We start from the raw sequence: 20,683 nt of genomic DNA on the forward strand, positions 1-20,683 counted from the left end.
CAGTCGGCTGGCCCGCCCAGTCCCCTGGCCGCGGGCAGTCAACCCGCCCAGCCGCGGGTAGCCGCACCCGCCCAGCCGCGGGCAGTCATGCCGCAACGCGGCGGAGGCAGCCGCGGTCGGCGACCACGCCGCGCCCCAGCCGCGAGCGGCCGCACCCACCCAGCCGCGGGCAGTCGTGCCGCTGCGGGGGTCCCCCCTGCTCGAAGAGCCTGGGGGAGGCAACCCGATAGCGCCGGGCTGCGCGACCCACCCCCGCGGCCACCCCATCGGCGGCGAGCCGCACACCCACGGCGCCCAGAAAGGGCGCCCTTCGCGCTGCAGCGCCCCTGCACTCCTGCACCCCGAAGCCCCGCCAGGGTGACTCACCCGAACGAGTACCTTGACTTTCCCCCACCGCGATATATCGTGTTTCACGTAGGACGCGATATGGCGTGTCGTGTCGCCGCTCGCCGACACACAACACCCCCGCAAAAGGAGCCCGCCCCATGCCCGAATGGCCCGTAACGGAACCAAGGAAGCTCACCTTCGACACCCCGGTGACCGCCCTGCACGTACGGATAGTCAACGGAACGGTGAACGTGGTGGGCACGGACGAAGGTTCCGCAAGACTGGAGGTCACCTCGATCGAGGGACCACCCCTGGTGGTGACACAGGAGTCGGGCACCCTCACCGTGGCCTACGAGGACCTGCCCTGGAAGGGCTTCCTGAAGTGGCTCGACCGCAAGGGCTGGCGCCGCAGCGCAGACATCACCCTGGCCGTCCCGGCGGACACCCGCGTCGAGGTCGGAGTGGTCGGCGCCGCAGCAGTCGTCTCCGGCATCGACGGCCGCACCGAGGTGAAGGGCGTCACCGGCGACACCACCCTCCTCGGCCTCGGCGGCCCGGTCCGCACGGACACCGTCTCGGGCAACGTGGAGGCACAAGCACTCGGCGGAGCCCTCCGCTTCAACTCGGTCTCCGGCGACCTGACGGTGGTCGAGGGCTCGGGCACCGCGGTGAAGGCCGACACGGTGAGCGGCTCGATGATCGTCGACCTCGACCCGTCCGCCGGCCCCACGGACATCGCCCTCACCAGCGTCTCCGGCGAGATCGCCATCCGTCTGCCCCACCCGGCCGACGCCGAGGTGGAGGCCAACACCGCGAGCGGTACGGTGTCGAATGCCTTCGAGGACCTGCGGGTGAGCGGCCAGTGGGGCGCCAAGCGGATCACGGGGCGGCTCGGCGCGGGCAACGGCCGGCTGAAGGCGACCACCGTCTCGGGTTCCATCGCCCTGCTGCGGCGGCCCCCCGCGGAGGACGAACCGTGGGACGCCCCCGGAAGCGAGGCCGACGGAAGTTCCCCGAGCGACGGCACGACCGACAAGAAGGTGCTCTGACATGCCTCCCGTCTTCGCCCACGGCCGACTGCGCCTCTATCTGCTCAAGCTGCTGGACGAGGCGCCGCGCCACGGGTACGAGGTGATCCGCCTCCTGGAGGAGCGCTTCCAGGGGCTGTACGCGCCCTCGGCCGGCACCGTGTATCCGCGGCTGGCCAAGCTGGAGGCCGAGGGCCTGGTCACCCACACCACCGAGGGCGGCCGCAAGGTGTACGCCATCACGGACGCCGGCCGCGCCGAACTGGCCGACCGCAGCGGTGAACTGGCCGACCTGGAACTGGAGATCCGCGAGTCGGTGGCGGAACTCGCAGCGGAGATCAGGGCCGATGTGCGCGGCGCGGCAGGTGATCTGCGGCGCGAGATGCGGGCGGCGGCCTCGGAGGCAAGGCGCGGCGGGGAGTTCGGCGGCCTCGGCGGCCTCGGCGACAAGGAGGAATGGCGCGCGGCGAAGGAGGAGATGCGGCGCGTCAAGCAGGAGTGGAAGGAGCAGGCGCGCCGGGCCAAGGACGAGAGCCGCCGCGCCCGCGACGAGGCCCAGCGCGCCCGCCGCCAGGCCCAGGAGGCCCAGGCCAACGCCCGCGCCCAGGCGCAGGAAGAGATGCAGCGCATCGCACGCCGGGTCCAGGAGCATGTCCAGGACCACTTCACCCGCGGCGACTGGCCGACCGGGATGCGCGAGGGCCTGACCGAACTGGCCAAGGAGTTCGGCGAGTTCGGCAAGGACTTCGGAAGGGAGTTCGGCAAGGACTTCGGCTTCACCCGCCCCGCCAACGGCTCGGCCCCGACCCCGGAATACAGCGAGCCCCGGCAGGACTTCCCCGTCGACTACGAACCGGCCTGGGCCCATGAGCCCCCCACCGGCGACCCGGCCCGCGACCTGGACCGCCTCCTGGACCGCTTCCGCGACGACATCCGCGACGCAGCCCGCGACCACGGCGTAACCCCCGACCAACTACAGGAAGCCCGCCACCACTTGTCCACCGCGGCAGCCCACATCGGCGCAATACTGCACACCCCGAGAACCTGAGCCGACCGCACCGGCGACAGGGGGACGACCGCCCCGGAACAGCCGGGCGGGAGTCGAAGTACCCTCCTCGGTCTGCCCGGCCAAGGCGAGGGCACCCGCCCTCCGCCACCCCGTCCAACAACCAAGTGCCAGAATCCGGTTGCTATCGCCTTAAGCAAGTCGGGCGAAGCAGCTCCGGTTCGGCAGCGCTCTAAAGGGGCGCGGGGAACTGCGCGACCAGCCACGATGGTGCCGCAGCCGCCAGACGGCACAAGCACCGGCCCTGGCCGACCGGGCCGCGGCCCACGCGCCCACCCCCGGCCAGCCCGGCCAGGGCAAAGGCACCCGACCTCCCCTCCACCCCGCCGGGCTCCCCCTTCACCCCGCCTTCGCCTGACCGGAGTTCCCCGGGTCGCCGCCCGCGTCCCCGCCGCCGTACAGCACCCGTACGACGGAGTCATGGGTCACCCCATGGTCCGCGAGGGTTTCGGCGGGGACGCCCGGGAGGAGGGTGAGCGCCAGGAGAAGGTGTTCGTCGCCGATATGGCGGTCGCGGCGGGCGACGGCCACACGGAGGGAGCGTTCGAGCACCGCCTTGGCATCGCGGCCGAAGGGCCGACGCCCGCCCGGGCGGCGGTCGGTGGCTTTCCGGTCGCCCGACATGGCTCCGGCGCCGTGCACCTCCTCGATCCGGGCGACGATGTCCGAGACATCGATCCCCAGCCCGGCGAGGGCGTCGGTCTCGGCGCGGGACAGCCCGGCCCGGCGCCGCGCCTGGGTCAGCTCCCGGGCCACCGAATCACGGCGCTCGGACAGACCGAGTGCGGCCAGGGCGAACGAGGCCCGGCTGGCCTCCCTGTCGAGCAGCGCGAGCAGCAGATGCTCGGCTTCGACACACTGCGCCCCCGTCCGCTCGGCGTGTTCCACCGCGCCCTGCACCACCGCACGCGCGTCCTTGGTGAACCGTTCGAACATCATCGCCTCCCGTATTTCTTGTGCACGGCCTGCCTGCTGACACCGAGTTCCGCGGCGATCTCCTGCCACGACCAGCCCTGGTTACGGGCGTTGCGCACCTGCACGGCCTCAAGCTGCTCCAGCAGCTTGCGCAGTGCGGCGACGGCCCGCAGCCCGATCCGCGGATCGCGGTCACCCGCGCGCTCGGCGAGTTCCGTTGCTTCGGTCATGGCGTCAATGTAGGTTGACACTCTCACCCGTGTCAACCTTGGTTGACGCAAGCAGCTAGCTAGTCGCTCGATCCCGGGCACACAAAAGGCGGGCCCGGACACCCGGGCCCGCCTGGCAGAGGCAACGGCAGCAGCAGCGACAGCGACAAGCCGCCGGTCGTCAGCCGTTCGTCAGCCGGTCGTCAGCCGTTGGTGAGGACGATCTTTCCGAACTGGCCGCCGGACTCCATCCGTTCGAAGCCCTCACGGGCCCGGTCGAGCGGCAGCTCCGCGTCGATGACGGGCCGTACGCCGGTCGCGACGCAGAAGGACAGCAGGTCCTCCAGTTCGTCCTTGGTGCCCATGGTGGAGCCGACCACCTTGAGTTCGAGGAAGAAGATCCGGGTCAGCTCGGCGTGCGAGGGCCGGTCGCCGCTGGTGGCCCCGGAGATCACCAACGTGCCGCCGGGCTTCAGCGACTTCACCGAGTGGGACCAGGTGGCCGCGCCGACGGTCTCGATCACGGCGTCCACCCGCTGCGGCAGCCGGGCTCCCGTCTCGACCGCCTCGACGGCGCCGAGTTCCACCGCCCGCTTGCGCTTGGCCTCGTCCCGGCTGGTGGCGAACATCCGCAGCCCGGCCGCCTTGCCGAGGACGATCGCGGCCGTGGCGACACCGCCGCCCGCGCCCTGCACAAGAACGGAATCGCCGGGCCGCACACCCGCGTTGGTGAAGAGCATCCGGTAGGCGGTCAGCCAGGCCGTGGGCAGACAGGCGGCCTCCGCGAAGGAGAGCCCCTTGGGCTTGGGGAGGATGTTCCACGTCGGCACGGCGACCTGCTCGGCGAAGGTGCCCTGGTAGCGCTCGGTGAGGATGGAGCGGGGCTCCTTAGGGCCGACGCCGTGGCCGGTCTGGCCGATGACCGAGTGCAGGACGACCTCGTTGCCGTCCTCGTCGATCCCGGCGGCGTCACAGCCGAGGATCATGGGCAGCTTGTCCTCCGCGAGGCCGATACCCCGCAGGGACCAGAGGTCGTGGTGGTTGAGGGAGGCGGCCCTGACATCGACGGTGCTCCAGCCGGGGCGGGCCTCGGGGGCAGGGCGCTCCCCCAGCTCCAGTCCGGCGAGCGGTTGGTCACGGTCGATGCGGGCGGCAAATGCGGCGAACATGACCGTGACGATAGTCCCGTTCCCGTCCCTGGGGGCTGCGCCCCCAGACCCCCTTTGTCGGCCCCTCAGGCCTCGTTCTCAAACGCCGGACGGGCCAAAAATCAGCCCCTCCGGCGTTTGAGGAGCGGGGGTACGGGGGCGGAGCCCCCGGGTCGGGACGGGAAGGGGCGGCGGGGGCAACCCAAAACGCGGTGGCCCAGGGCAGCGAAATGGCCCCGCCCGGTACCGGAACCTTCCCGGTCGGGCGGGGCCATCCAGCCAACACAGTCACGCGCCCCCGTAGGGATCACTCACCCCCGGAGGGGTCTCACCGCCGCGCGACACCCTCCGCACGGGCCGCCGCGGCCACCGCCGCGGTCACCGCGGGGGCGACCCGCTCGTCGAACGGCGACGGGATGACGTAGTCCGCCGCGAGGTCGTCGCCGACGACGGACGCCAGGGCCTCGGCCGCCGCGAGCTTCATGCCCTCGGTGATCCGCGCCGCCCGCACCTGGAGCGCACCCGCGAAGATCCCCGGGAACGCCAGCACGTTGTTGATCTGATTCGGGAAGTCGGACCGCCCGGTGGCGACGACCGCCGCGTGCCGGTGGGCGACCTCCGGGTGCACCTCGGGCTCGGGATTGGCCATGGCGAAGACGAAGGCGCCCTTGGCCATCGAGGCCACCGCGGCCTCCCGGACCGTACCGCCGGAGACGCCGATGAAGACGTCGGCGCCCGCCAGCGCGTCCTCCAGGGAGCCGCTGATGCCCGCCTTGTTGGTCAGCTCGGCCAGCTGCCGCTTGACGGGGTTGAGGTCGTCGCGGTCGCGGGAGACGACGCCCTTGCGGTCGGTGACCGCGACGTCCCCCACTCCGGCGCCGAGCAGGATCTTGGTGATGGCAACCCCGGCCGCTCCGGCGCCCGAGATCACCGCGCGCAGATCGCCGAGCGAGCGCCCGGTCAGCCGGGCCGAGTTGCGCAGGGCGGCCAGCGTGACGACCGCCGTGCCGTGCTGGTCGTCGTGGAAGACCGGGATGTCGAGCCGCTCCTGGAGCCGGCGCTCGATCTCGAAGCAGCGCGGCGCGGAGATGTCCTCCAGGTTCACTCCGCCGAACGAGGGAGCGAGCCGGACGACGGTCTCGACGATCTCGTCGGCATCGGTGGTGGCGAGCGCGATCGGCACCGCGTCGACCCCGCCGAACTGCTTGAAGAGGATGGCCTTGCCCTCCATCACGGGGAGGGACGCCTCGGGCCCGATGTCACCGAGGCCCAGGACGGCCGTTCCGTCGGTCACGACGGCGACGACGGACGACTTCCATGTGTAGTCGTAGACGAGTTCCGGTTGTTCCGCGATCGCGGTGCACACGCGCGCCACACCGGGCGTGTATGCGAGGGACAAATCCTCCTTGTCACGCACCGGAACAGTGGCCTGAACAGCCATTTTGCCACCGCGATGCAGCGCGAATGCGGGATCGAAGGAATCAAGGGGCTCCGCCCCGTCTTCCTGCCCGTCCCGTTCCGTTTTGCTGTCGCTGCGAGGATTGACGATCTCCGCTGCCACTTTGTTTTACCCCTTAAGTCTTCAGTGTTTGAGGGTGACCACTCCTGATTGAGAAGTGGGCGGGACCGCGCATGACCGAGTTGACTGTTCCGTACAGGTCCATACGCGACGGGCGCGCCGCACACGCGCTCTGAGCCCCGGATGAGGGGTGTAGGGATCCTTCTTACCGGACGGACGGCACCGGCGACGAGTGCATTGAGCGAACGCTCACCACGCGGCGCCGGACCGGGCAGGTCAGCCACCCGCGTCCGCTCCGGAAAAACTGAAACTGAGGACAAGATCACACCAAAGCCTTGACACCCGCAGAAGCGGCCATGGGCAACAAACCGAACTCGGCCACATCGTGAGATGTGCCGAAAATCTTCCGGCCCGAAGCTGGGAGCACCGAAGATGGTGCGGCCGGGATAGGTCGGACTGATGTGGTTCGGGGGTTGCCCGTTATCCGATTTTGACATATCAGATCGTCTGAACGGCGTAGTCCGAATGGCAAGATGCCGTAATCACACGAGGTCGCGACACCCGATGGTGTGTGTTCTCGTCGACCCATCGACATTTGAACCGCTTCAGCCGGAGGAACCCACCATGACCGGTCGCTCCACCCGCCGTACGGCCGCCACGTCCTCTCGTCTCGTCGCGGTCGGCGCGATCGCGGCCGCCGGCGCCCTGCTGCTCACCGCGTGCGGTGACCAGACGGACAAGGGCGGCGGCTCCAGCTCGTCGAACTCCTCCGCGCCCCTGGCCGCCAAGCTCCCCGCCGACATCCGGAACGCGGGCAAGATCAAGGTGGGCTCGGACATCGCGTACCCGCCGGTCGAGTTCATCCAGAACGGCAAGGCCGTCGGCATCGACCCGGACCTCGCGGCCGCCCTCGGCAAGCAGCTCGGCGTCACGTTCGACTTCCAGAACGGCAAGTTCGACTCGCTGATCGTGGGCCTGCAGGCCAAGCGCTTCAACGTGATCATGTCGGCGATGAACGACACGAAGGACCGCCAGAACGGCATCAACTCGGACACCGGGAAGAAGGCGGGCAACGGCGTCGACTTCGTCGACTACTTCACGGCCGGCACCTCGATCCTCGTCCAGAAGGGCAACCCGAAGGGCATCAAGTCCCTGGACGACCTGTGCGGCAAGGTCGTCGCCCTGCAGCGCGGCACCACGTCCGAGGGCATCGCCAAGGCGCAGAGCACCAAGTGCAAGAAGGACGGCAAGAAGGCCATCTCGCTCCAGACCTTCGACACCGACCCCGAGGCGCTGCTCCGTCTGAAGCAGGGCGCCTCGGTCGCCGACCTGAACGACTTCCCCGTCGCCGCCTACAACGCCAAGACCTCCGGCGGCGGCAAGGACTTCGAGGTCGTCGGCGACCAGATCGAGGCCGGTCCGTACGGCATCGCCCTCGCCAAGGACAACACGCAACTGCGTGACGCCCTCCAGGCCGCGATGAACGCCATCATCAAGAACGGTGAGTACACGAAGATCATGCAGAAGTGGAACGTCACGCAGGGCGCGGTCACCGAGGCGAACATCAACGGCGGCTCCTGAGCCCCGCCTGACGGCAGTGAAGGGCTCCATCAGTGACTGACATTCTCGACAAGGCTCCAGCGCCGGAGGTGCCGCCGGAGCAGATCAAGGCCATCCCGGTGCGCCACTACGGCCGCTGGGTGGCCGGCGTGGTGGTCATCGGCCTGGTGGCGCTGATCGTCATCGCGTTCGCCAACGCGAACATCAACTACAGTGTCATCCCGGACTACCTCACGGACGGGACCATCCTGTCCGGCGCCTGGCACACGCTGTACATCTCGGTCTTCGCCATGGCGCTCGGCCTGGCGCTGGGCATCGTGCTCGCCGTGATGCGGATGTCCCAGAACCCGGTCACCAGCACGGTGTCCTGGTTCTACATCTGGTTCTTCCGGGGCACCCCGGTCCTGGTCCAGCTGCTCCTCTGGTACAACATCGCCCTCGTGTTCCCCACCCTCAACCTGGGGTTCTACAAGAACGAGATGAACCAGGTGATGACGCCGTTCCTGACGGCGCTGCTGGGACTCGGCCTGAACGAGGCCGCGTACATGGCGGAGATCGTCCGCGCGGGCATCCAGTCCGTGGACGAGGGCCAGACCGAGGCGTCGCACGCGCTGGGCATGACACACGGCCAGACCCTTCGGCGTGTCGTGCTCCCGCAGGCGATGCGGGTGATCGTGCCGCCGACCGGCAACGAGTTCATCAACATGCTGAAGACCTCGTCGCTGGCCTACGCGGTCCAGTTCAACGAACTGATCAAACGGGCCACGGACATCTCCAGCACCTCGCTCGCGGTGGTCGAGATGTACTTCGTGGCGTCGATCTGGTACCTGCTCCTCACCACGATCTTCAGCATCGTGCAGTACTACGTCGAACGCCGCTACGCCCGCGGTTCGTCGCGCAGCCTGCCGCCGACACCGTTCCAGCGGCTGCGCAGGAACCTCAAGCAGTGGACGTCCTTCCGGCACTCGGAGGTGGCCCGATGAGCGATCTGATCAAGGACATGGTCCAGAGCTCGGGCAGCCGGCCGATGGTGCGGTCGGAGGGCGTGCACAAGTCCTTCGGTCTCGCGCACATCCTGCGCGGCATCGACCTGGAGGTGAACCCCCGGGAGGTGTTCTGCCTGATCGGCCCGTCCGGTTCCGGCAAGTCGACCTTCCTGCGGTGCATCAACCACCTGGAGAAGATCAGCGCGGGACGGCTCTGGGTCGACGGCGAGCTGGTCGGCTACCGGCAGCAGGGCGACAAGCTGTACGAGCTCAAGGAGAAGGAGGTCGCGGCGCAGCGGCGGAACATCGGCATGGTGTTCCAGCGCTTCAACCTCTTCCCGCACATGACGGCGCTGGAGAACGTGATGGAGGCGCCGGTCCAGGTCAAGCGGGAGTCGAAGGCGAACGCCAGGGAGCGCGCCCAGCGGCTGCTGGACCGGGTGGGCCTGGGCGACCGGGTCGGCCACTACCCGGCGCAGCTCTCCGGCGGCCAGCAGCAGCGCGTGGCCATCGCCCGGGCGCTGGCGATGGAACCGAAGCTGATGCTGTTCGACGAGCCGACCTCGGCGCTCGACCCCGAGCTGGTCGGTGAGGTGCTCGATGTGATGCGGGACCTCGCACAGGAGGGCATGACGATGATCGTCGTCACGCACGAGATGGGCTTCGCGCGCGAGGTGGGCGACTCGCTGGTGTTCATGGACGGCGGTGTGGTCGTCGAGTCCGGGCATCCGCGCGAGGTCCTGACCAACCCGCAGCACGACCGGACGAAGTCGTTCCTGTCGAAGGTGCTCTGACGCACGGCCGGCCGACACGGCCGGTGGCACACGGAGGAGGGACCGGGGTCGCCCCGGTCCCTCCTCCGTCATGTGAGGACTTCGTGTGAGGGTGTCACTTGAGGGCGAGCAGAACGGTGTCCGACGGGGAGCGCCACACCGCCCGGGCCTCGCCGAACCCCTTGTCGCGCAGGGCGCGGGCGTGCCAGTCGGCGGAGGGCATGTCACCGTCGGCGTGCCCGCCGTAGATCTCGAAGCGGCGGGCGGTCGGCTCGGCGAGGACGGGGTCGGCTGCGGCCACGGCCCACCATGCGGCCCAGTCGAGGACGCCGTCGCGTACGGCCCGTTCCGTCTGGGCGTGGCGGTACCGGCTCTCGGCGGCGTTGATCCGCGGGGTGGTGTCGTCGGCCATGTGGTCGGCGTTCATGAAGACACCGCCGTGCCGGACGAGCCCTGCGATCCTGCCGTAGAGGTCCTTCAGCGGCTCCTTGTGCAGCCAGTGCAGGGCGGTGGCGGTGAGCACGGCGTCGTACGTGTCGTACGGCAGCCTGGACGGCCAGCCGGGGTCCTTGAGGTCGGCCTCCACGAAGGAGACGCGGTCGTCGCCGGCGAAGGTGCCGCGGGCGATGGTGAGCAGGGCGGGGTCGAGGTCGACGCCGGTGCTGACGGCGCCGGGGAAGCGGTCGAGGAGCCGGGCGGTGATGCTGCCGGTGCCGCAGGCGAGGTCCAGGACGCGCGGCTCTGTGCCGGTGAACGCCTCGACCATGTCGAGCATGATCCGGAAGCGGTCCTCCCGGTCGGGCATGTACCACTCCTGCTGCCGGTCCCAGCTCTCCTGCCAGCGCCGCCAGTCGGCACCCGCACCGGTGCTCGTGTTGATGTCCGTGTCGATCTCCGTGTCGATGTCCGTACCGTTGTCAGCCACAGCTGCCGCCTTCCCCACACACAGGACACAGTTGTAATACCCTGAAGCCACGACCGCCTATTACCGATCGCACCTACGACCATAGAGCGCCTGCGTAAGGACTACAAGTGGAACTGGCCTATTACTCGGACTACGCCGTGCGTCTCGTGAACACCGAGGAACCGGCCCGGGGCAAGGACTCGCTGACCTCGGTCGACGCCGTCCGCGGGCTGTTCGGCGACTCGTCGGGCGCCCGCCGTGCCACCGACGCCGACGTCACGCGCTTCCGCTCGGTGCGGGCCAGGCTGCGCTCGGTCTTCGAGGCGGCCGACACCGGCGACGAGACGCTCGCCGTGGACCTGCTGAACTCGCTGCTGCTGGAATTCCCGGTGAGCCCCCAGATCTCCGGCCACGACCACCGCGACGAGGACGGCCGCCCGCTGTGGCACATGCATCTGGCCGACCACCCCTCGAACGCGACCGCGGGCTACGCGGCGATCGCCGCGATGGGCCTGGCGTTCCACCTCACGTCCTACGGCGTCGACCGGCTCGGGCTGTGCGAGGCGGCACCGTGCCGCAACGCCTACCTGGACACCTCGACCAACCGTTCGAGGCGTTACTGCTCCGACCGCTGCGCCACCCGGGCGAACGTGGCCGCCTACCGGGCCCGCAAACGCCTCGCCGACCGGTCGGCGAGGACGGGCCTGGCCGCCGACAGCATCCAGCGCAGCAGCGCGAACGGCGAGCGCTGATCGGGACGCAGTGGCCGGTAGCGGAAGCGGACCCGGCCGAGGATCAGCTCCTCGGGCACGGTGCCGTAGTCGGTGCTGTCGCCGCCCGCGTAGGAGTTGTCGCCGAGCACCCACCAGCCGGTCTCGCGGCGTTCCGCGGCCCGCTTGACGACGAGCAGGTCCTGCTGGAACGGATGGCGCAGCACGACCACGTCACCCGCCCTGACCCGCGCGCCGTAGTGCACCAGGAGCCGGTCCCCGTGGTACAGCGTGGGAACCATCGACGGCCCGGTCACCTCGGCGACGCCGAACGGCGCCACCGTCGTCCTCCCGCGCTCGCTCTCCTGCGACAGCTCCGGCATGCCCGGCACCTCCCCGGTCTACTGCTCCACCAGTGTCAGTCTCACCCCGGACTTTTGTCCTAAGCCCTTGGGGGCACTCGCGAAATCGCCAGTCCCAGGGAGTAATGTCCCACCTGAGAAGACGATCACGAGGAAGGAATGCTCCATGCTTTCCCGCCTGTTCGCCCCCAAGGTCAAGGTCAGCGCGCACTGCGACCTGCCCTGCGGCGTGTACGACCCGGCCCAGGCCCGCATCGAGGCGGAGTCGGTGAAGGCCATCCAGGAGAAGATGGCCGGCAACGACGACCCGCACTTCCAGGCGCGCGCCACCGTCATCAAGGAGCAGCGCGCGGAGCTCGCGAAGCACCACGTCTCCGTGCTCTGGAGCGACTACTTCAAGCCGCCGCACTTCGAGAAGTACCCGGAGCTGCACCAGCTGGTCAACGAGACCCTGAAGGCCCTCTCGGCCGCCAAGGCGTCCACCGACCCGGCCACCGGCCAGAAGGCCCTGGACTACATCGCCCAGATCGACAAGATCTTCTGGGAGACCAAGAAGGCCTGATCTTCGGTCATGTCACTTGACCTGCGATTTCTTCGATCGCCTGGTCTACCTGTCCGCACCCGGTCCGCAGGCCGCCGAGAACGGCGTCCATGACGGTCCGGGTGCGGTCTTTTCCTGATCATGCGTGACATGCCACGTTTGACGTAATGGGCACTTCGGGCTGGTCAGCCGCGTCACTCTGGAAGCGTTGATCACGGTCGTGTCAGGAGCCCGTGTGTACGGATCACGTGAGAGGGCCGAGGAAATCGGCCATGACCGCCGGATTGCCCCGAGCATGTCGGGGCGGGTGCCGTAACGGCGACACCGGGTGAGCAGGGACATGGCGACCGATGCTTTGAGGACACCGGTGCAAGGGCGCGGCTATGGCACAACGTGAGCACAGGCCGGACAACGGCATGCTGGACCGTTCGGAAGGGTTCGGCGAGCGGCTGCTGGGGGTACTGCTGGACCGGGCACACGAGATGCCGCCGCAGCTGATCGCCCCGCTGATCGCGGAAGAGGTGGCCAGGGTCGGTGGCCGCGACGTCTCGATCCTGCTGCAGGACTACGGCCAGCTGGTGCTGGTGCCGCTGCCGGGCCGGCGGCTGACGGTCGGCGAGCCTGAGCCGATCAGTGGCTCTCCCGCCGGCACGGCCTTCCTGCAGGCGACCACGGTCGAGGTGCCGCAGTCCGACAGCGTCCGGATGTATCTGCCGTTGCTGGACGGCAGCGACCAGGTGGGCGTGATGGGCCTCACCCTGGACACCGTCGATGACGACGACCGACGGCTGCTGCGCAGGCTCGCCGGTCTGGTCGCCGACATGCTGGTCACCAAGCACAGCTACACCGACCAGTTCTTCCTCGCCCGGCGCCGCGAACCGATGAGCGTGGCCGCGGAGATCCAGTGGTCCCTGCTGCCGCCGCTGGCGATGTCCGTCCCACAGGTAGCCGTGGCCGGAATCCTGGAGCCGGCCTACAACGTCGCAGGCGACAGCTTCGACTACGCACTCAACGAGGACATCCTGCACGTGGCCATGGTCGATGCGATGGGCCACGGCCTGGACGCCGCCACGATGGCGACCGTTGCCGTCGGGGCCTACCGGCACGCCAGACGTGCCGCCATCGGGCTGTCCGAGATCTACGCGTTCATGGACCGGGCCATCGCCGAGCAGTTCGGGCCCGATCACTTCGTCACCGCGCAGATGATGCGTCTGAACGTCACAACGGGGCACCTGCAGTGGGTCAACGCGGGCCACCCCACGCCGCTGTTGATCCGCGACCACCAGGTCGTCCGGCAACTGGAAGGTCCGACCACCTTGCCGGTCGGCTTCGGTGGTGAACAGCCCCAGATCAGCGAGCAGGTACTTCAACAAGGCGACCGGGTGCTGTGCTTCACCGACGGCCTGATCGAGGAACACGAAGCCGGCGAAGAGCAGTTCGGCGAGGAGCAACTCATCCACTGGGTCAACCGCATCGAACGCACAGAGAAGGGAGTACGCGCGGTGGTGCGCGCAATCTCCCACGCCCTGAAGCAGCAACGGGGCGGTCACACCAGCGACGACGCGACCCTCTTCCTGATCGAATGGCGCGGGGGCGCCGCCGACCACCTCGCCCTCCTGGAGTGAGGCGACCGCCGAACCACCATGAATGACGCCTCGATTGCAGGAGACCGGCCGGGTAACGCTGCACGGGCCGGATTCCCGGCTCTTCCTGCGCTCCGTGCACGGTCGTGCTCTCGTGCAGAAGCGAACGGCCGGTTAGGCAGCCTGCGTTCCAGGCGCAGGGCCGACTGGTTTCCTCATGGCAGACAGCCCTGGTGCGGGAGCCCCGTCCGCATTCCCGGACCACGGACACGATCCGTGCGCGCCGGACACGGAGCGAAAGCGGGTGACCAGTGTGCGCAGCACCGTTCGGGGCACGCGGCTGAGCATGGGTCCTGGCAACAGGACTCACTCCCGCGCAGTCTCTAGAGCCCCGGTGTCCGCCCTTGCGAAGGTCCGCTCCGGGCCGAGAGGCCGACGCGGCGGCTCAGCCGTCCTTCCTCTTCCGTCTCCATCTGCCGGATCCCCTGGTGCGTCAGCGTGATCATCGCGGGCGTGCTGCCCCTCCCCCAGTCCACGACGACCCAGCCTTCGCCCGCCAGGTACATACAGGCAGCGGCCATGTCCTGCTCAGAGATACCGAGGTCGGTGCGGAGCTTGGCCCCATCGACACCCAGCAGGCGATTGCCTTCGGCGGGTTGGTACAGAGCGAGCATGATCCTCTCGCGGTACGTCTTCCGGTCTCGCAATATCGCCATGACCTGCCTTCCTCTACCGTTCGCGGTCGGGCCGAAGTCGATGTCATCCGCGGTCGCTGTCGCGGTGGGGCGCGTCGGAACGGTCGCGTCCAGCGCCGACCGACGCTGCCTCCGGGTCCGACGCCCGATCCCCGGCAGAACATCGCTGTAGTGGAAGGCAGCGATCCGTTCGTCGTGCTGGGCGTTGAGTCGGTGGATCAGAACGACTCCGACGGCGATCAGAAGGAGCAGCACGGCCACGGTGATGAGGGTCATGGTTCTCTCACCTCCGCCGACCGCCGGGCGAAGGCCCTACCGAGCCGATGGGCCGGGGCAGGGACGACGGCCGGTCTGCTCCGCCGTCGGTGTCCCACGCTTCTTCCCTGATTCGGGCATCGATCCTGTCTGCTGCTTCCTCCCGGGCCGGGGCATCGATGCCGTCACCGGCCATCAGTTGCGCGGCGGCGTCCGCACCGCTTTCCGGCGGAATCACCAGCACGTCCCGGCGGCCATCGGTGGAGAAAAGGGTCAGTCTGTGCGGATCCTGCTCCTCGGTGGACCAGCCCACATGCACCGTGCGCCCGGCGACGGACACCCAACTCGGGATGACAAGCCAGTAGGCCGGGTTCACCGTGATACGTGTGATGCGACCCCAGAGGTCGCCCAGTGCGGCTGTCAAGGGTGGCAGCTCACGGGTGAGGTCACTGGAGCGAGGCCACCATGTGCCGTCCAGCCCGCCGGGCGCCGGCGTCAGGGACAGGCGAACCGGCATCGACGGTGCGCGCCTGCTCGATGTCGTACGGTCAATGGTCGCGGGCATGGCGCGGACCTGTCCCCGGGCTCGTGGGTGCGGCCCGGCGTTGTCGATCACCGGAAACGGCACCCGCGGCGGAGCCGGTACGCGAAGAACTCCCGGTTTCTTCACACTACTCCGCTCACCGGCCTGAAAAGCCGGTGGTGACCAGGTATTTCCCTGTCGCATACAGCAGTGCGGACAGGACCGCGATGACGGTGGCGGACGTGATGAATCCGGACTGGCGGCCGAAACCGGGTCCGATTCCAGGGCGCATGCCATTCTGGGCGGGTGGAATCCGAGGACCTTGTGCGGTTGCGGCGGGCTCGTGACCGGATGGATCGCGAGTACGCCGAGCCGCTCGACGTGGCCGCGCTCGCGCGGACCGCGCTGATGTCGGCGGGGCACTTCCAGCGCAGCTTCCGGGCCGCGTACGGGGAGACGCCCTACGGCTATCTCATGACCCGGCGCATCGAGCGGGCGAAGGCCCTGCTGCGGCGCGGCGATCTCAGCGTCACGGAGGTGTGTCTCGCGGTCGGCTGCACTTCGCTCGGGTCGTTCAGCTCGCGGTTCACGGAACTGGTGGGCGAGACACCGAGCGCCTACCGGGCACGGTCGCACGAGGAGAGCGCGGTGATCCCGGCATGCGTCGCCCGCGCCTTCACCCGCCCCAACCGGGCGGGGCCGAAGCCCCGGCCCTAGTAGGGCGTGTCGGGCGAAGTCTGCTGCGGTTCGGCAGCCCTGCGGGGGCGCGGGGCTGTGCCTACATGCGGCTCCGCCGCGGGGCACGACCAGCCACGACGGTGCCGCAGACGACACACGGCACATCGCGGCACTTCCGGCGGAGCGCTTAGCGTAGGAGCCATGGACCTCAAACTTCACCAGTGCTTCATCGCCGTCGACGATCACGACAAGGCGCTCGCCTTCTACCGTGACGTGCTGGGGCTCGAAGTCCGCAACGACGTGTCCTTCGAGGACATGCGCTGGGTGACGGTGGGCTCGCCGCTCCAGCCGGATGTGGAGATCGTGCTGGAGCCGCCCGCCGCCAGCCCGGACATCTCCCCCGCCGACAAGCAGGCCATGGCCCAGCTGCTGGCCAAGGGCGTGCTGCGCGGGGTCATCTTCACCACCGCCGACTGCGACGCCCTCTACGACCGGGTGCAGGAGTCCGGCGCCGATGTGCTGCAGGAACCGATGGACCAGCCGTACGGTGTGCGGGACTGCGCCTTCCGGGACCCGGCGGGCAATCTGCTGCGGTTCATGGAGCGTTCGGGCGACTGAAACGGCGCCGCATACAATCACTTTCATGACCGTCCGCTGGACCTACGCCTTCCTCGACCGTCCCGGCCCGCACTTCGAGCGCGCGGTCGGGTTCTGGGCGGCCGTCACGGGCACCCGGCCGTCCGGACTGCGCGGTGAGCGGGGCGAGTTCACCACCCTGCTGCCCGACGGCGCCGACGCCTGTCTGAAGGTCCAGTCGCTCACCTCCGACGACGGCGGCGAGGGCGGCGCGCATCTCGATCTCGCCGTCGAGGACATCGGCGCGTTCACCGCGGCGGCGCTGTCGGCCGGGGCCGGGTGCATCGCCGAGCATGAGGGGTGGGCCGTACTACGGTCCCCTGGTGGGCAGTTGTTCTGTGCCGTGCCCTGGCAGGGGGAGACGGTACGGCCTCCCGTGGCCGAGGGGTGCCGGGCGGACCAGGTGTGCCTCGGCACCGGGCCGTCCGTCCACGACGCCGAAATCGCCTTCTGGTCGCGGCTCACCGGCTGGGCCACCGTGGCCGGCTCACGGCCGGAGTTCCATGTCCTCCAGCCGCCCCCGGGGTCGCCCGTCCGGATCCTGCTCCAGCGGTTCGCGGAGGACGGCCCCGCCTCCGCCCATCTCGACATGGCCTCCGCCGACCGCGCCGCGACCCGAACCCGGCACGAGGAACTCGGCGCGTCCTATGTCGCCACCGGCCCCCACTGGACGGTGATGCGCGACCCGGCGGGCGGCGTCTACTGCCTCACCGACCGTGACCCGGAGACCGGCACCCTGGGCACCGCCGCCCGATGACTCCGGCGGTCAGTTGTCCTCGGTTCCTTCCATGATCGCGCGGATCACCACGGGGTGGTCGGTGAGCCCCTCCGGGCCGGGGCTGCGGGCGGCACGCTCGGCGATCTCCGTGACCCGCTCCAGGCTCTCGCACTCCACCACCCAGTAGCCCGCCATGACCTCCTCGGTCCCGCCGTACGGCCCGTCGGTGACCACGGCCTTGCCGTCGGCCCCGACGGTGACCGTCCGGGCCTGCGCGGGCTCGGCCAGGCCCTGCGCGTCGATCAGCTCACCGCTCTTGGCGAGTTCGTCGTTGATGGCGCCCATGTGGGCGTACATGGCCTGCATTTCCTCCGCGGTCCAGGCCGGGGACGTCTCCGACGCCTTGCCGCCCATCCCCTCGTAGTCGGCCTGGGTGCCCCGCACCATGACGAGGTACTTCATCGGTCCGCTCCTCTCGGCTCCGGGCCGGTCTTCCCGGTGCGGCGCGGCGGCCTCTGCGGCATCCGGCGCGACGTACGCCGGGCAGTCGGGGTTCCGGCAGGGCCCGGGCACCCACACGGGGACGAACACGCCCAGCGTCTTGTGCCGCCGGACGGTTGTCCCCACGGGCAGCCCGCACACGGGGCAGACGCGCTCCGCGCCCTCCGCGCCATCCATGGATTCAGCCTATGGCGAGCCGCGCAAGCCCGCGCCCGCTGCGAGCCGGTGCCGGGGCGATACAAGGTCAGGAACCGCATCGCCCCCGGCTCCGGGGCCGTGACAGACCGACGGCAGCGGTCCCGCCGCTGCCGGCCGTCAGTTGCTGCGCCGCGTCACGAACTCCGCCAGCGCGAGCAGCCCGCCCGCGTCGTCCGGCTCCGGGATGGCGCGGGCCAGCGCCCCGAGGGCACGGGCCATCCGGTCCGCGGCCTCGACCTGGGCCCAGTCCCGGCCGCCCGCCCGCTCCACGGCGAGGGCGGTGCGTTCGAGCCGGGCCGTGTCGTCCTCCTCGTGCGGCAGCCGGTACAGCTCGGCGAGTTCGGCCGCCGCCGGGGTGCCGGAGGTGAGCGCCGCGACCACCGGCAGGGACTTCTTGCGGGCCGCGAGATCCGCACCGGCCGGCTTGCCGGTGTGGTCCGGGTCGCCCCATATCCCGATCACGTCGTCGATCAACTGGAACGCCAGCCCGGCCTCCCGGCCGAACGCGTCCAGTGCATCGACCTCGCCGGAGTCCGCCCCCGCGTACAGCCCGCCCAGGGCGCAGGCGCAGCCCAGCAGCGCCCCCGTCTTGGCCTCGGCCATGTCGAGCACCTCGGCCAGGGTGACCTCGCCGGGCTCCCGCTCCTCCAGGGCGGTGTCCGCGTGCTGCCCGGCGCACAGTTCCACCACACACCCGGCGAGCCGGGCGGCGGCCTCCGCTGCGGCCGGATGCGGGTCCTCGGCGAGCAGCCGCAGGGCCAGCGCCTGGAGGGCGTCGCCCGCGAGGATCGCGTCGGAGTCACCGAACACCGTCCACGCGGTGGGCCGGTGGCGGCGGGTGGCGTCGCGGTCCATCACGTCGTCGTGCAACAGCGTGAAGTTGTGGACCAGTTCCACCGCGACTGCCGCCCGCACGGCGGCCCTCCGGGCCCGCGGCCCGCCCAGCGCGGCGGCCGCGGTGAGGACGAGCGCCGGACGGATGGCCTTGCCCGAGTCACCCTCCGCCGCGCTGCCGTCCGCATTCAGCCAGCCGAAGTGGTAGAGGCCGATACGGCGCATCGGCCCGGGCAACGACTCCACGGCGGAACGCAGTTCGGGGTTGACCGACGCCCTGACGGCCTCCAGGATCGCCGCCGCCTCATGCCCGTCGTGCGGCACTGCGGCGGGCGCGTCGTGCGGCGGCGCCGCGCGTCCGGCGGGCGCCGGTACCGTGGCGGAGGGCCGCCCGGTACCGGTGTCCCCGGCGTCCTGCATGTCCTGCGTGTCCTGGGTGCCGTGCTGGAGATCCGGCTCCGTCTCCGTGATGAGCTCGGCCATCAAGTCCCTTTCGGACAGTGCGCGGGCAGTGGCGCTGGCGCGGCGGCTGGGGGCATGTACGACCGAGGTCTACCCGCGTCAGCGGCCGGGGACACTGCTCCGGGGCGCGGAATGATCACCTCCAGCGGCCGATCTCGACGTTCTCCAGCACGCCGAGCGCGTCCGGGACCAGCACCGCGGCCGAGTAGTAGGCCGTGACCAGGTATTTGATGATCGCCTGCTCGTTGATGCCCATGAACCGCACGGACAGGCTGGGCTCGAGCTCGTCCGGGATACCGGACTGCCTGAGGCCGATGACTCCCTGCTCGTCCTCCCCCGTGCGCATCGCGATGATCGAGGACGTGCGTGCCTCGCTGACCGGGATCTTGTTGCACGGGTAGATCGGCACACCGCGCCAGGTGGGGATGCGGTTGCCGCCGACGTCGATGGTCTCCGGGACCAGACCGCGCTTGTTGAGCTCACGGCCGAACGCGGCGATCGCGCGCGGGTGCGCCAGGAAAAGCTTGGTGCCGCGCCGCCTGCTGAGCAGCTCGTCCATGTCGTCGGGTCCGGGCACACCGTCGTGCGGCTGGATCCGCTGGTCGTACTCGCAGTTGTTCAGCAGCCCGAACTCCCGGTTGTTGATCAGCTCGTGCTCCTGACGCTCCTTCAGCGCCTCGACGGTGAGCCGGATCTGCTGCTCGGTCTGGTTCATCGGCTGGTTGTAGAGGTCGGCCACGCGGGTGTGGATGCGCAGCACGGTCTGGGCGATGCTCAGCTCGTACTCGCGGGGCCTGGCCTCGTAGTCGACGTAGGTGTGCGGGATGTCCGGCTCGCCGCTGTGGCCGGCCGCGAGGTCGACCTCCTTCTCCCCGTACCTGTTGGTGCGCTGGTTGGGCAGGGCGCACAGCTGCCGGAGGTGTTCGGCCAGGGAGTCGGAGCGCTCGGCGATCTGGTCGACGTTCTGCCGGGCCAGCACCAGGACCGTGCAGGCGGTGTCCGCGCGCACCGTGTGCTCCCAGATGGCGTCCGGGTCGAGGAGGGCGGCCTCCCCGAAGTACGCGCCGTCGGCGAGCACACCGAGCACCGCGTCGTCGCCGTAGGGGCCGGTGCCGACCTTCTCCGCCCTGCCGTGTGCGAGCAGATACACCTCGTCGGTCGGGCTGCCGAAGGAGGCGATCACCTCCCCCGGGGCGAACTCGTGCTGCCGGCAGCGCCGGGCGAGTTCGGTGAGCACCTCCTCGTCCTCGTAGTCCCGCAGGGCGGGCAGTTCACCGAGTTCGGCGGGGATGACCTCGACGCGGTCGCCCGTCTTCACGAAGGTGATACGGCCGTCGCCGACCGCGTAGGTCAGCCGCCGGTTCACCCGGTACGTGCCGCCCTGCACATGCACCCAGGGCAGCGTGCGCAGCAGCCAGCGTGAGCTGATCTCCTGCATCTGGGGTGCCGACTTGGTGGTGGTGGCCAGGTTCCGCGCGGCCGCGGTGCCAAGACTCTGCTGCGGCTCGTTCTGCTCCGCGCGGACCTCTTCGCCTACCGACATAGAGAAATG

At 69.8% G+C, this 20,683-nt stretch carries 23 protein-coding genes and 1 pseudogene; 12 read left to right on the forward strand and 12 right to left on the reverse strand.

Features of this window, described 5'->3' with window-relative positions; all coding sequences use genetic code 11:
- Positions 1–485: 485 nt before the first annotated feature.
- On the forward strand, positions 486–1,376 hold the full coding sequence (locus ACSYGN_RS13235; RefSeq protein ID WP_460395170.1) for a DUF4097 family beta strand repeat-containing protein: 891 nt from the start codon (positions 486–488) through the stop codon (positions 1,374–1,376).
- Between the two features lies 1 nt (position 1,377).
- Positions 1,378–2,403 carry a PadR family transcriptional regulator gene (locus tag ACSYGN_RS13240; protein ID WP_460395172.1) on the forward strand — a complete coding sequence of 342 codons (1,026 nt, stop codon included), beginning with the start codon at positions 1,378–1,380 and terminating at the stop codon, positions 2,401–2,403.
- 357 nt (positions 2,404–2,760) lie between these two features.
- Here ACSYGN_RS13240 and ACSYGN_RS13245 read toward each other — a convergent pair whose 3' ends face one another.
- The 4 genes from ACSYGN_RS13245 to ACSYGN_RS13260 all read right to left on the reverse strand — a co-directional run bounded on the left by ACSYGN_RS13245 (position 2,761) and on the right by ACSYGN_RS13260 (position 6,254).
- The gene (locus tag ACSYGN_RS13245) at positions 2,761–3,357 is read right to left on the reverse strand and encodes a Clp protease N-terminal domain-containing protein (RefSeq protein ID WP_460395174.1); all 597 of its coding nucleotides are present in this window, start codon (positions 3,355–3,357) and stop codon (positions 2,761–2,763) included.
- On the reverse strand, positions 3,357–3,566 hold the full coding sequence (locus ACSYGN_RS13250) for an HTH domain-containing protein (RefSeq protein ID WP_360963182.1): 210 nt from the start codon (positions 3,564–3,566) through the stop codon (positions 3,357–3,359). The genes ACSYGN_RS13245 and ACSYGN_RS13250 overlap by 1 nt, the downstream gene beginning before the upstream one ends.
- Before the next feature lie 182 nt (positions 3,567–3,748).
- Positions 3,749–4,714: a zinc-binding dehydrogenase gene (locus ACSYGN_RS13255; RefSeq protein WP_460395176.1), complete on the reverse strand. Its 966-nt coding sequence runs from the start codon at positions 4,712–4,714 to the stop codon at positions 3,749–3,751.
- 307 nt (positions 4,715–5,021) lie between these two features.
- Positions 5,022–6,254 carry an NAD(P)-dependent malic enzyme gene (locus ACSYGN_RS13260; protein ID WP_460395178.1) on the reverse strand — a complete coding sequence of 411 codons (1,233 nt, stop codon included), beginning with the start codon at positions 6,252–6,254 and terminating at the stop codon, positions 5,022–5,024.
- A gap of 582 nt (positions 6,255–6,836) precedes the next feature.
- Between ACSYGN_RS13260 and ACSYGN_RS13265 the strand changes: the two genes are divergently transcribed.
- The 3 genes from ACSYGN_RS13265 to ACSYGN_RS13275 are packed head-to-tail and all read left to right on the forward strand — an operon-like array spanning position 6,837 to position 9,552.
- Positions 6,837–7,793, forward strand: a complete 957-nt coding sequence (locus ACSYGN_RS13265; protein WP_460395180.1) for an ABC transporter substrate-binding protein — start codon at positions 6,837–6,839, stop codon at positions 7,791–7,793.
- Between the two features lie 32 nt (positions 7,794–7,825).
- Entirely contained in the window at positions 7,826–8,755 is a 930-nt protein-coding gene (locus tag ACSYGN_RS13270; protein ID WP_460395182.1) for an amino acid ABC transporter permease, read from the forward strand.
- Positions 8,752–9,552, forward strand: a complete 801-nt coding sequence (locus tag ACSYGN_RS13275; protein WP_460395184.1) for an amino acid ABC transporter ATP-binding protein — start codon at positions 8,752–8,754, stop codon at positions 9,550–9,552. Before ACSYGN_RS13270 ends, ACSYGN_RS13275 begins: the two co-directional genes overlap by 4 nt.
- A 94-nt stretch (positions 9,553–9,646) precedes the next feature.
- Here the strand turns inward: ACSYGN_RS13275 and ACSYGN_RS13280 are convergent, their stop codons facing one another.
- On the reverse strand, positions 9,647–10,456 hold the full coding sequence (locus ACSYGN_RS13280; RefSeq protein ID WP_460395186.1) for a class I SAM-dependent methyltransferase: 810 nt from the start codon (positions 10,454–10,456) through the stop codon (positions 9,647–9,649).
- Positions 10,457–10,563: 107 nt separating this feature from the next.
- Between ACSYGN_RS13280 and ACSYGN_RS13285 the strand changes: the two genes are divergently transcribed.
- Positions 10,564–11,187 carry a CGNR zinc finger domain-containing protein gene (locus tag ACSYGN_RS13285; protein WP_460395188.1) on the forward strand — a complete coding sequence of 208 codons (624 nt, stop codon included), beginning with the start codon at positions 10,564–10,566 and terminating at the stop codon, positions 11,185–11,187.
- Here ACSYGN_RS13285 and sodX read toward each other — a convergent pair.
- A complete protein-coding gene (gene sodX, locus ACSYGN_RS13290) occupies positions 11,094–11,528 on the reverse strand; it encodes a nickel-type superoxide dismutase maturation protease (RefSeq protein WP_460395190.1) in 435 nt (144 codons plus the stop codon). The two genes, ACSYGN_RS13285 and sodX, sit on opposite strands and share 94 nt — an antisense overlap.
- A 145-nt stretch (positions 11,529–11,673) precedes the next feature.
- Between sodX and sodN the strand changes: the two genes are divergently transcribed.
- From sodN to ACSYGN_RS13305, 3 genes and pseudogenes are all read left to right on the forward strand, one after another.
- A complete protein-coding gene (sodN, locus tag ACSYGN_RS13295) occupies positions 11,674–12,069 on the forward strand; it encodes a superoxide dismutase, Ni (RefSeq protein ID WP_460395192.1) in 396 nt (131 codons plus the stop codon).
- A 362-nt stretch (positions 12,070–12,431) separates the two neighbouring features.
- Positions 12,432–13,673: a PP2C family protein-serine/threonine phosphatase gene (locus ACSYGN_RS13300; protein ID WP_460395194.1), complete on the forward strand. Its 1,242-nt coding sequence runs from the start codon at positions 12,432–12,434 to the stop codon at positions 13,671–13,673.
- Between the two features lie 207 nt (positions 13,674–13,880).
- Positions 13,881–14,018, forward strand: a pseudogene (locus tag ACSYGN_RS13305) (transposase); the annotation flags it as partial.
- On the opposite strand, the gene ACSYGN_RS13310 reads toward ACSYGN_RS13305, so the two are convergent.
- From ACSYGN_RS13310 to ACSYGN_RS13320, 3 genes are all read right to left on the reverse strand, one after another.
- Positions 14,015–14,602 carry a hypothetical protein gene (locus ACSYGN_RS13310; RefSeq protein WP_460395196.1) on the reverse strand — a complete coding sequence of 196 codons (588 nt, stop codon included), beginning with the start codon at positions 14,600–14,602 and terminating at the stop codon, positions 14,015–14,017. The pseudogene ACSYGN_RS13305 and the gene ACSYGN_RS13310 overlap by 4 nt on opposite strands.
- Before the next feature lie 7 nt (positions 14,603–14,609).
- On the reverse strand, positions 14,610–15,197 hold the full coding sequence (locus ACSYGN_RS13315; protein ID WP_460395198.1) for a DUF5994 family protein: 588 nt from the start codon (positions 15,195–15,197) through the stop codon (positions 14,610–14,612).
- A 64-nt stretch (positions 15,198–15,261) separates the two neighbouring features.
- A complete protein-coding gene (locus tag ACSYGN_RS13320) occupies positions 15,262–15,396 on the reverse strand; it encodes a hypothetical protein (RefSeq protein WP_460395200.1) in 135 nt (44 codons plus the stop codon).
- 59 nt (positions 15,397–15,455) lie between these two features.
- On the opposite strand from ACSYGN_RS13320, the gene ACSYGN_RS13325 reads away from it, so the two are divergent.
- The 3 genes from ACSYGN_RS13325 (at position 15,456) to ACSYGN_RS13335 (ending at position 17,175) form a co-directional block, all read left to right on the forward strand.
- The gene (locus ACSYGN_RS13325; RefSeq protein WP_460395202.1) at positions 15,456–15,821 is read left to right on the forward strand and encodes a helix-turn-helix transcriptional regulator; all 366 of its coding nucleotides are present in this window, start codon (positions 15,456–15,458) and stop codon (positions 15,819–15,821) included.
- Positions 15,822–15,983: 162 nt separating this feature from the next.
- Positions 15,984–16,400, forward strand: coding sequence for a VOC family protein (locus tag ACSYGN_RS13330; RefSeq protein ID WP_460395204.1), 417 nt, complete (start codon positions 15,984–15,986; stop codon positions 16,398–16,400).
- Positions 16,401–16,425: 25 nt separating this feature from the next.
- On the forward strand, positions 16,426–17,175 hold the full coding sequence (locus ACSYGN_RS13335; protein ID WP_460395206.1) for a VOC family protein: 750 nt from the start codon (positions 16,426–16,428) through the stop codon (positions 17,173–17,175).
- Positions 17,176–17,184: 9 nt separating this feature from the next.
- Here the strand turns inward: ACSYGN_RS13335 and ACSYGN_RS13340 are convergent, their stop codons facing one another.
- The 3 genes from ACSYGN_RS13340 to ACSYGN_RS13350 form a co-directional block, all read right to left on the reverse strand.
- Positions 17,185–17,598 carry a YciI family protein gene (locus ACSYGN_RS13340; RefSeq protein ID WP_460403420.1) on the reverse strand — a complete coding sequence of 138 codons (414 nt, stop codon included), beginning with the start codon at positions 17,596–17,598 and terminating at the stop codon, positions 17,185–17,187.
- A gap of 354 nt (positions 17,599–17,952) precedes the next feature.
- Positions 17,953–19,152: a family 2 encapsulin nanocompartment cargo protein polyprenyl transferase gene (locus ACSYGN_RS13345; RefSeq protein ID WP_460395208.1), complete on the reverse strand. Its 1,200-nt coding sequence runs from the start codon at positions 19,150–19,152 to the stop codon at positions 17,953–17,955.
- Between the two features lie 115 nt (positions 19,153–19,267).
- Entirely contained in the window at positions 19,268–20,674 is a 1,407-nt protein-coding gene (locus ACSYGN_RS13350) for a family 2B encapsulin nanocompartment shell protein (protein WP_460395210.1), read from the reverse strand.
- Positions 20,675–20,683: the final 9 nt, after the last annotated feature.

This window comes from Streptomyces sp. YIM S03343, assembly GCF_054729195.1.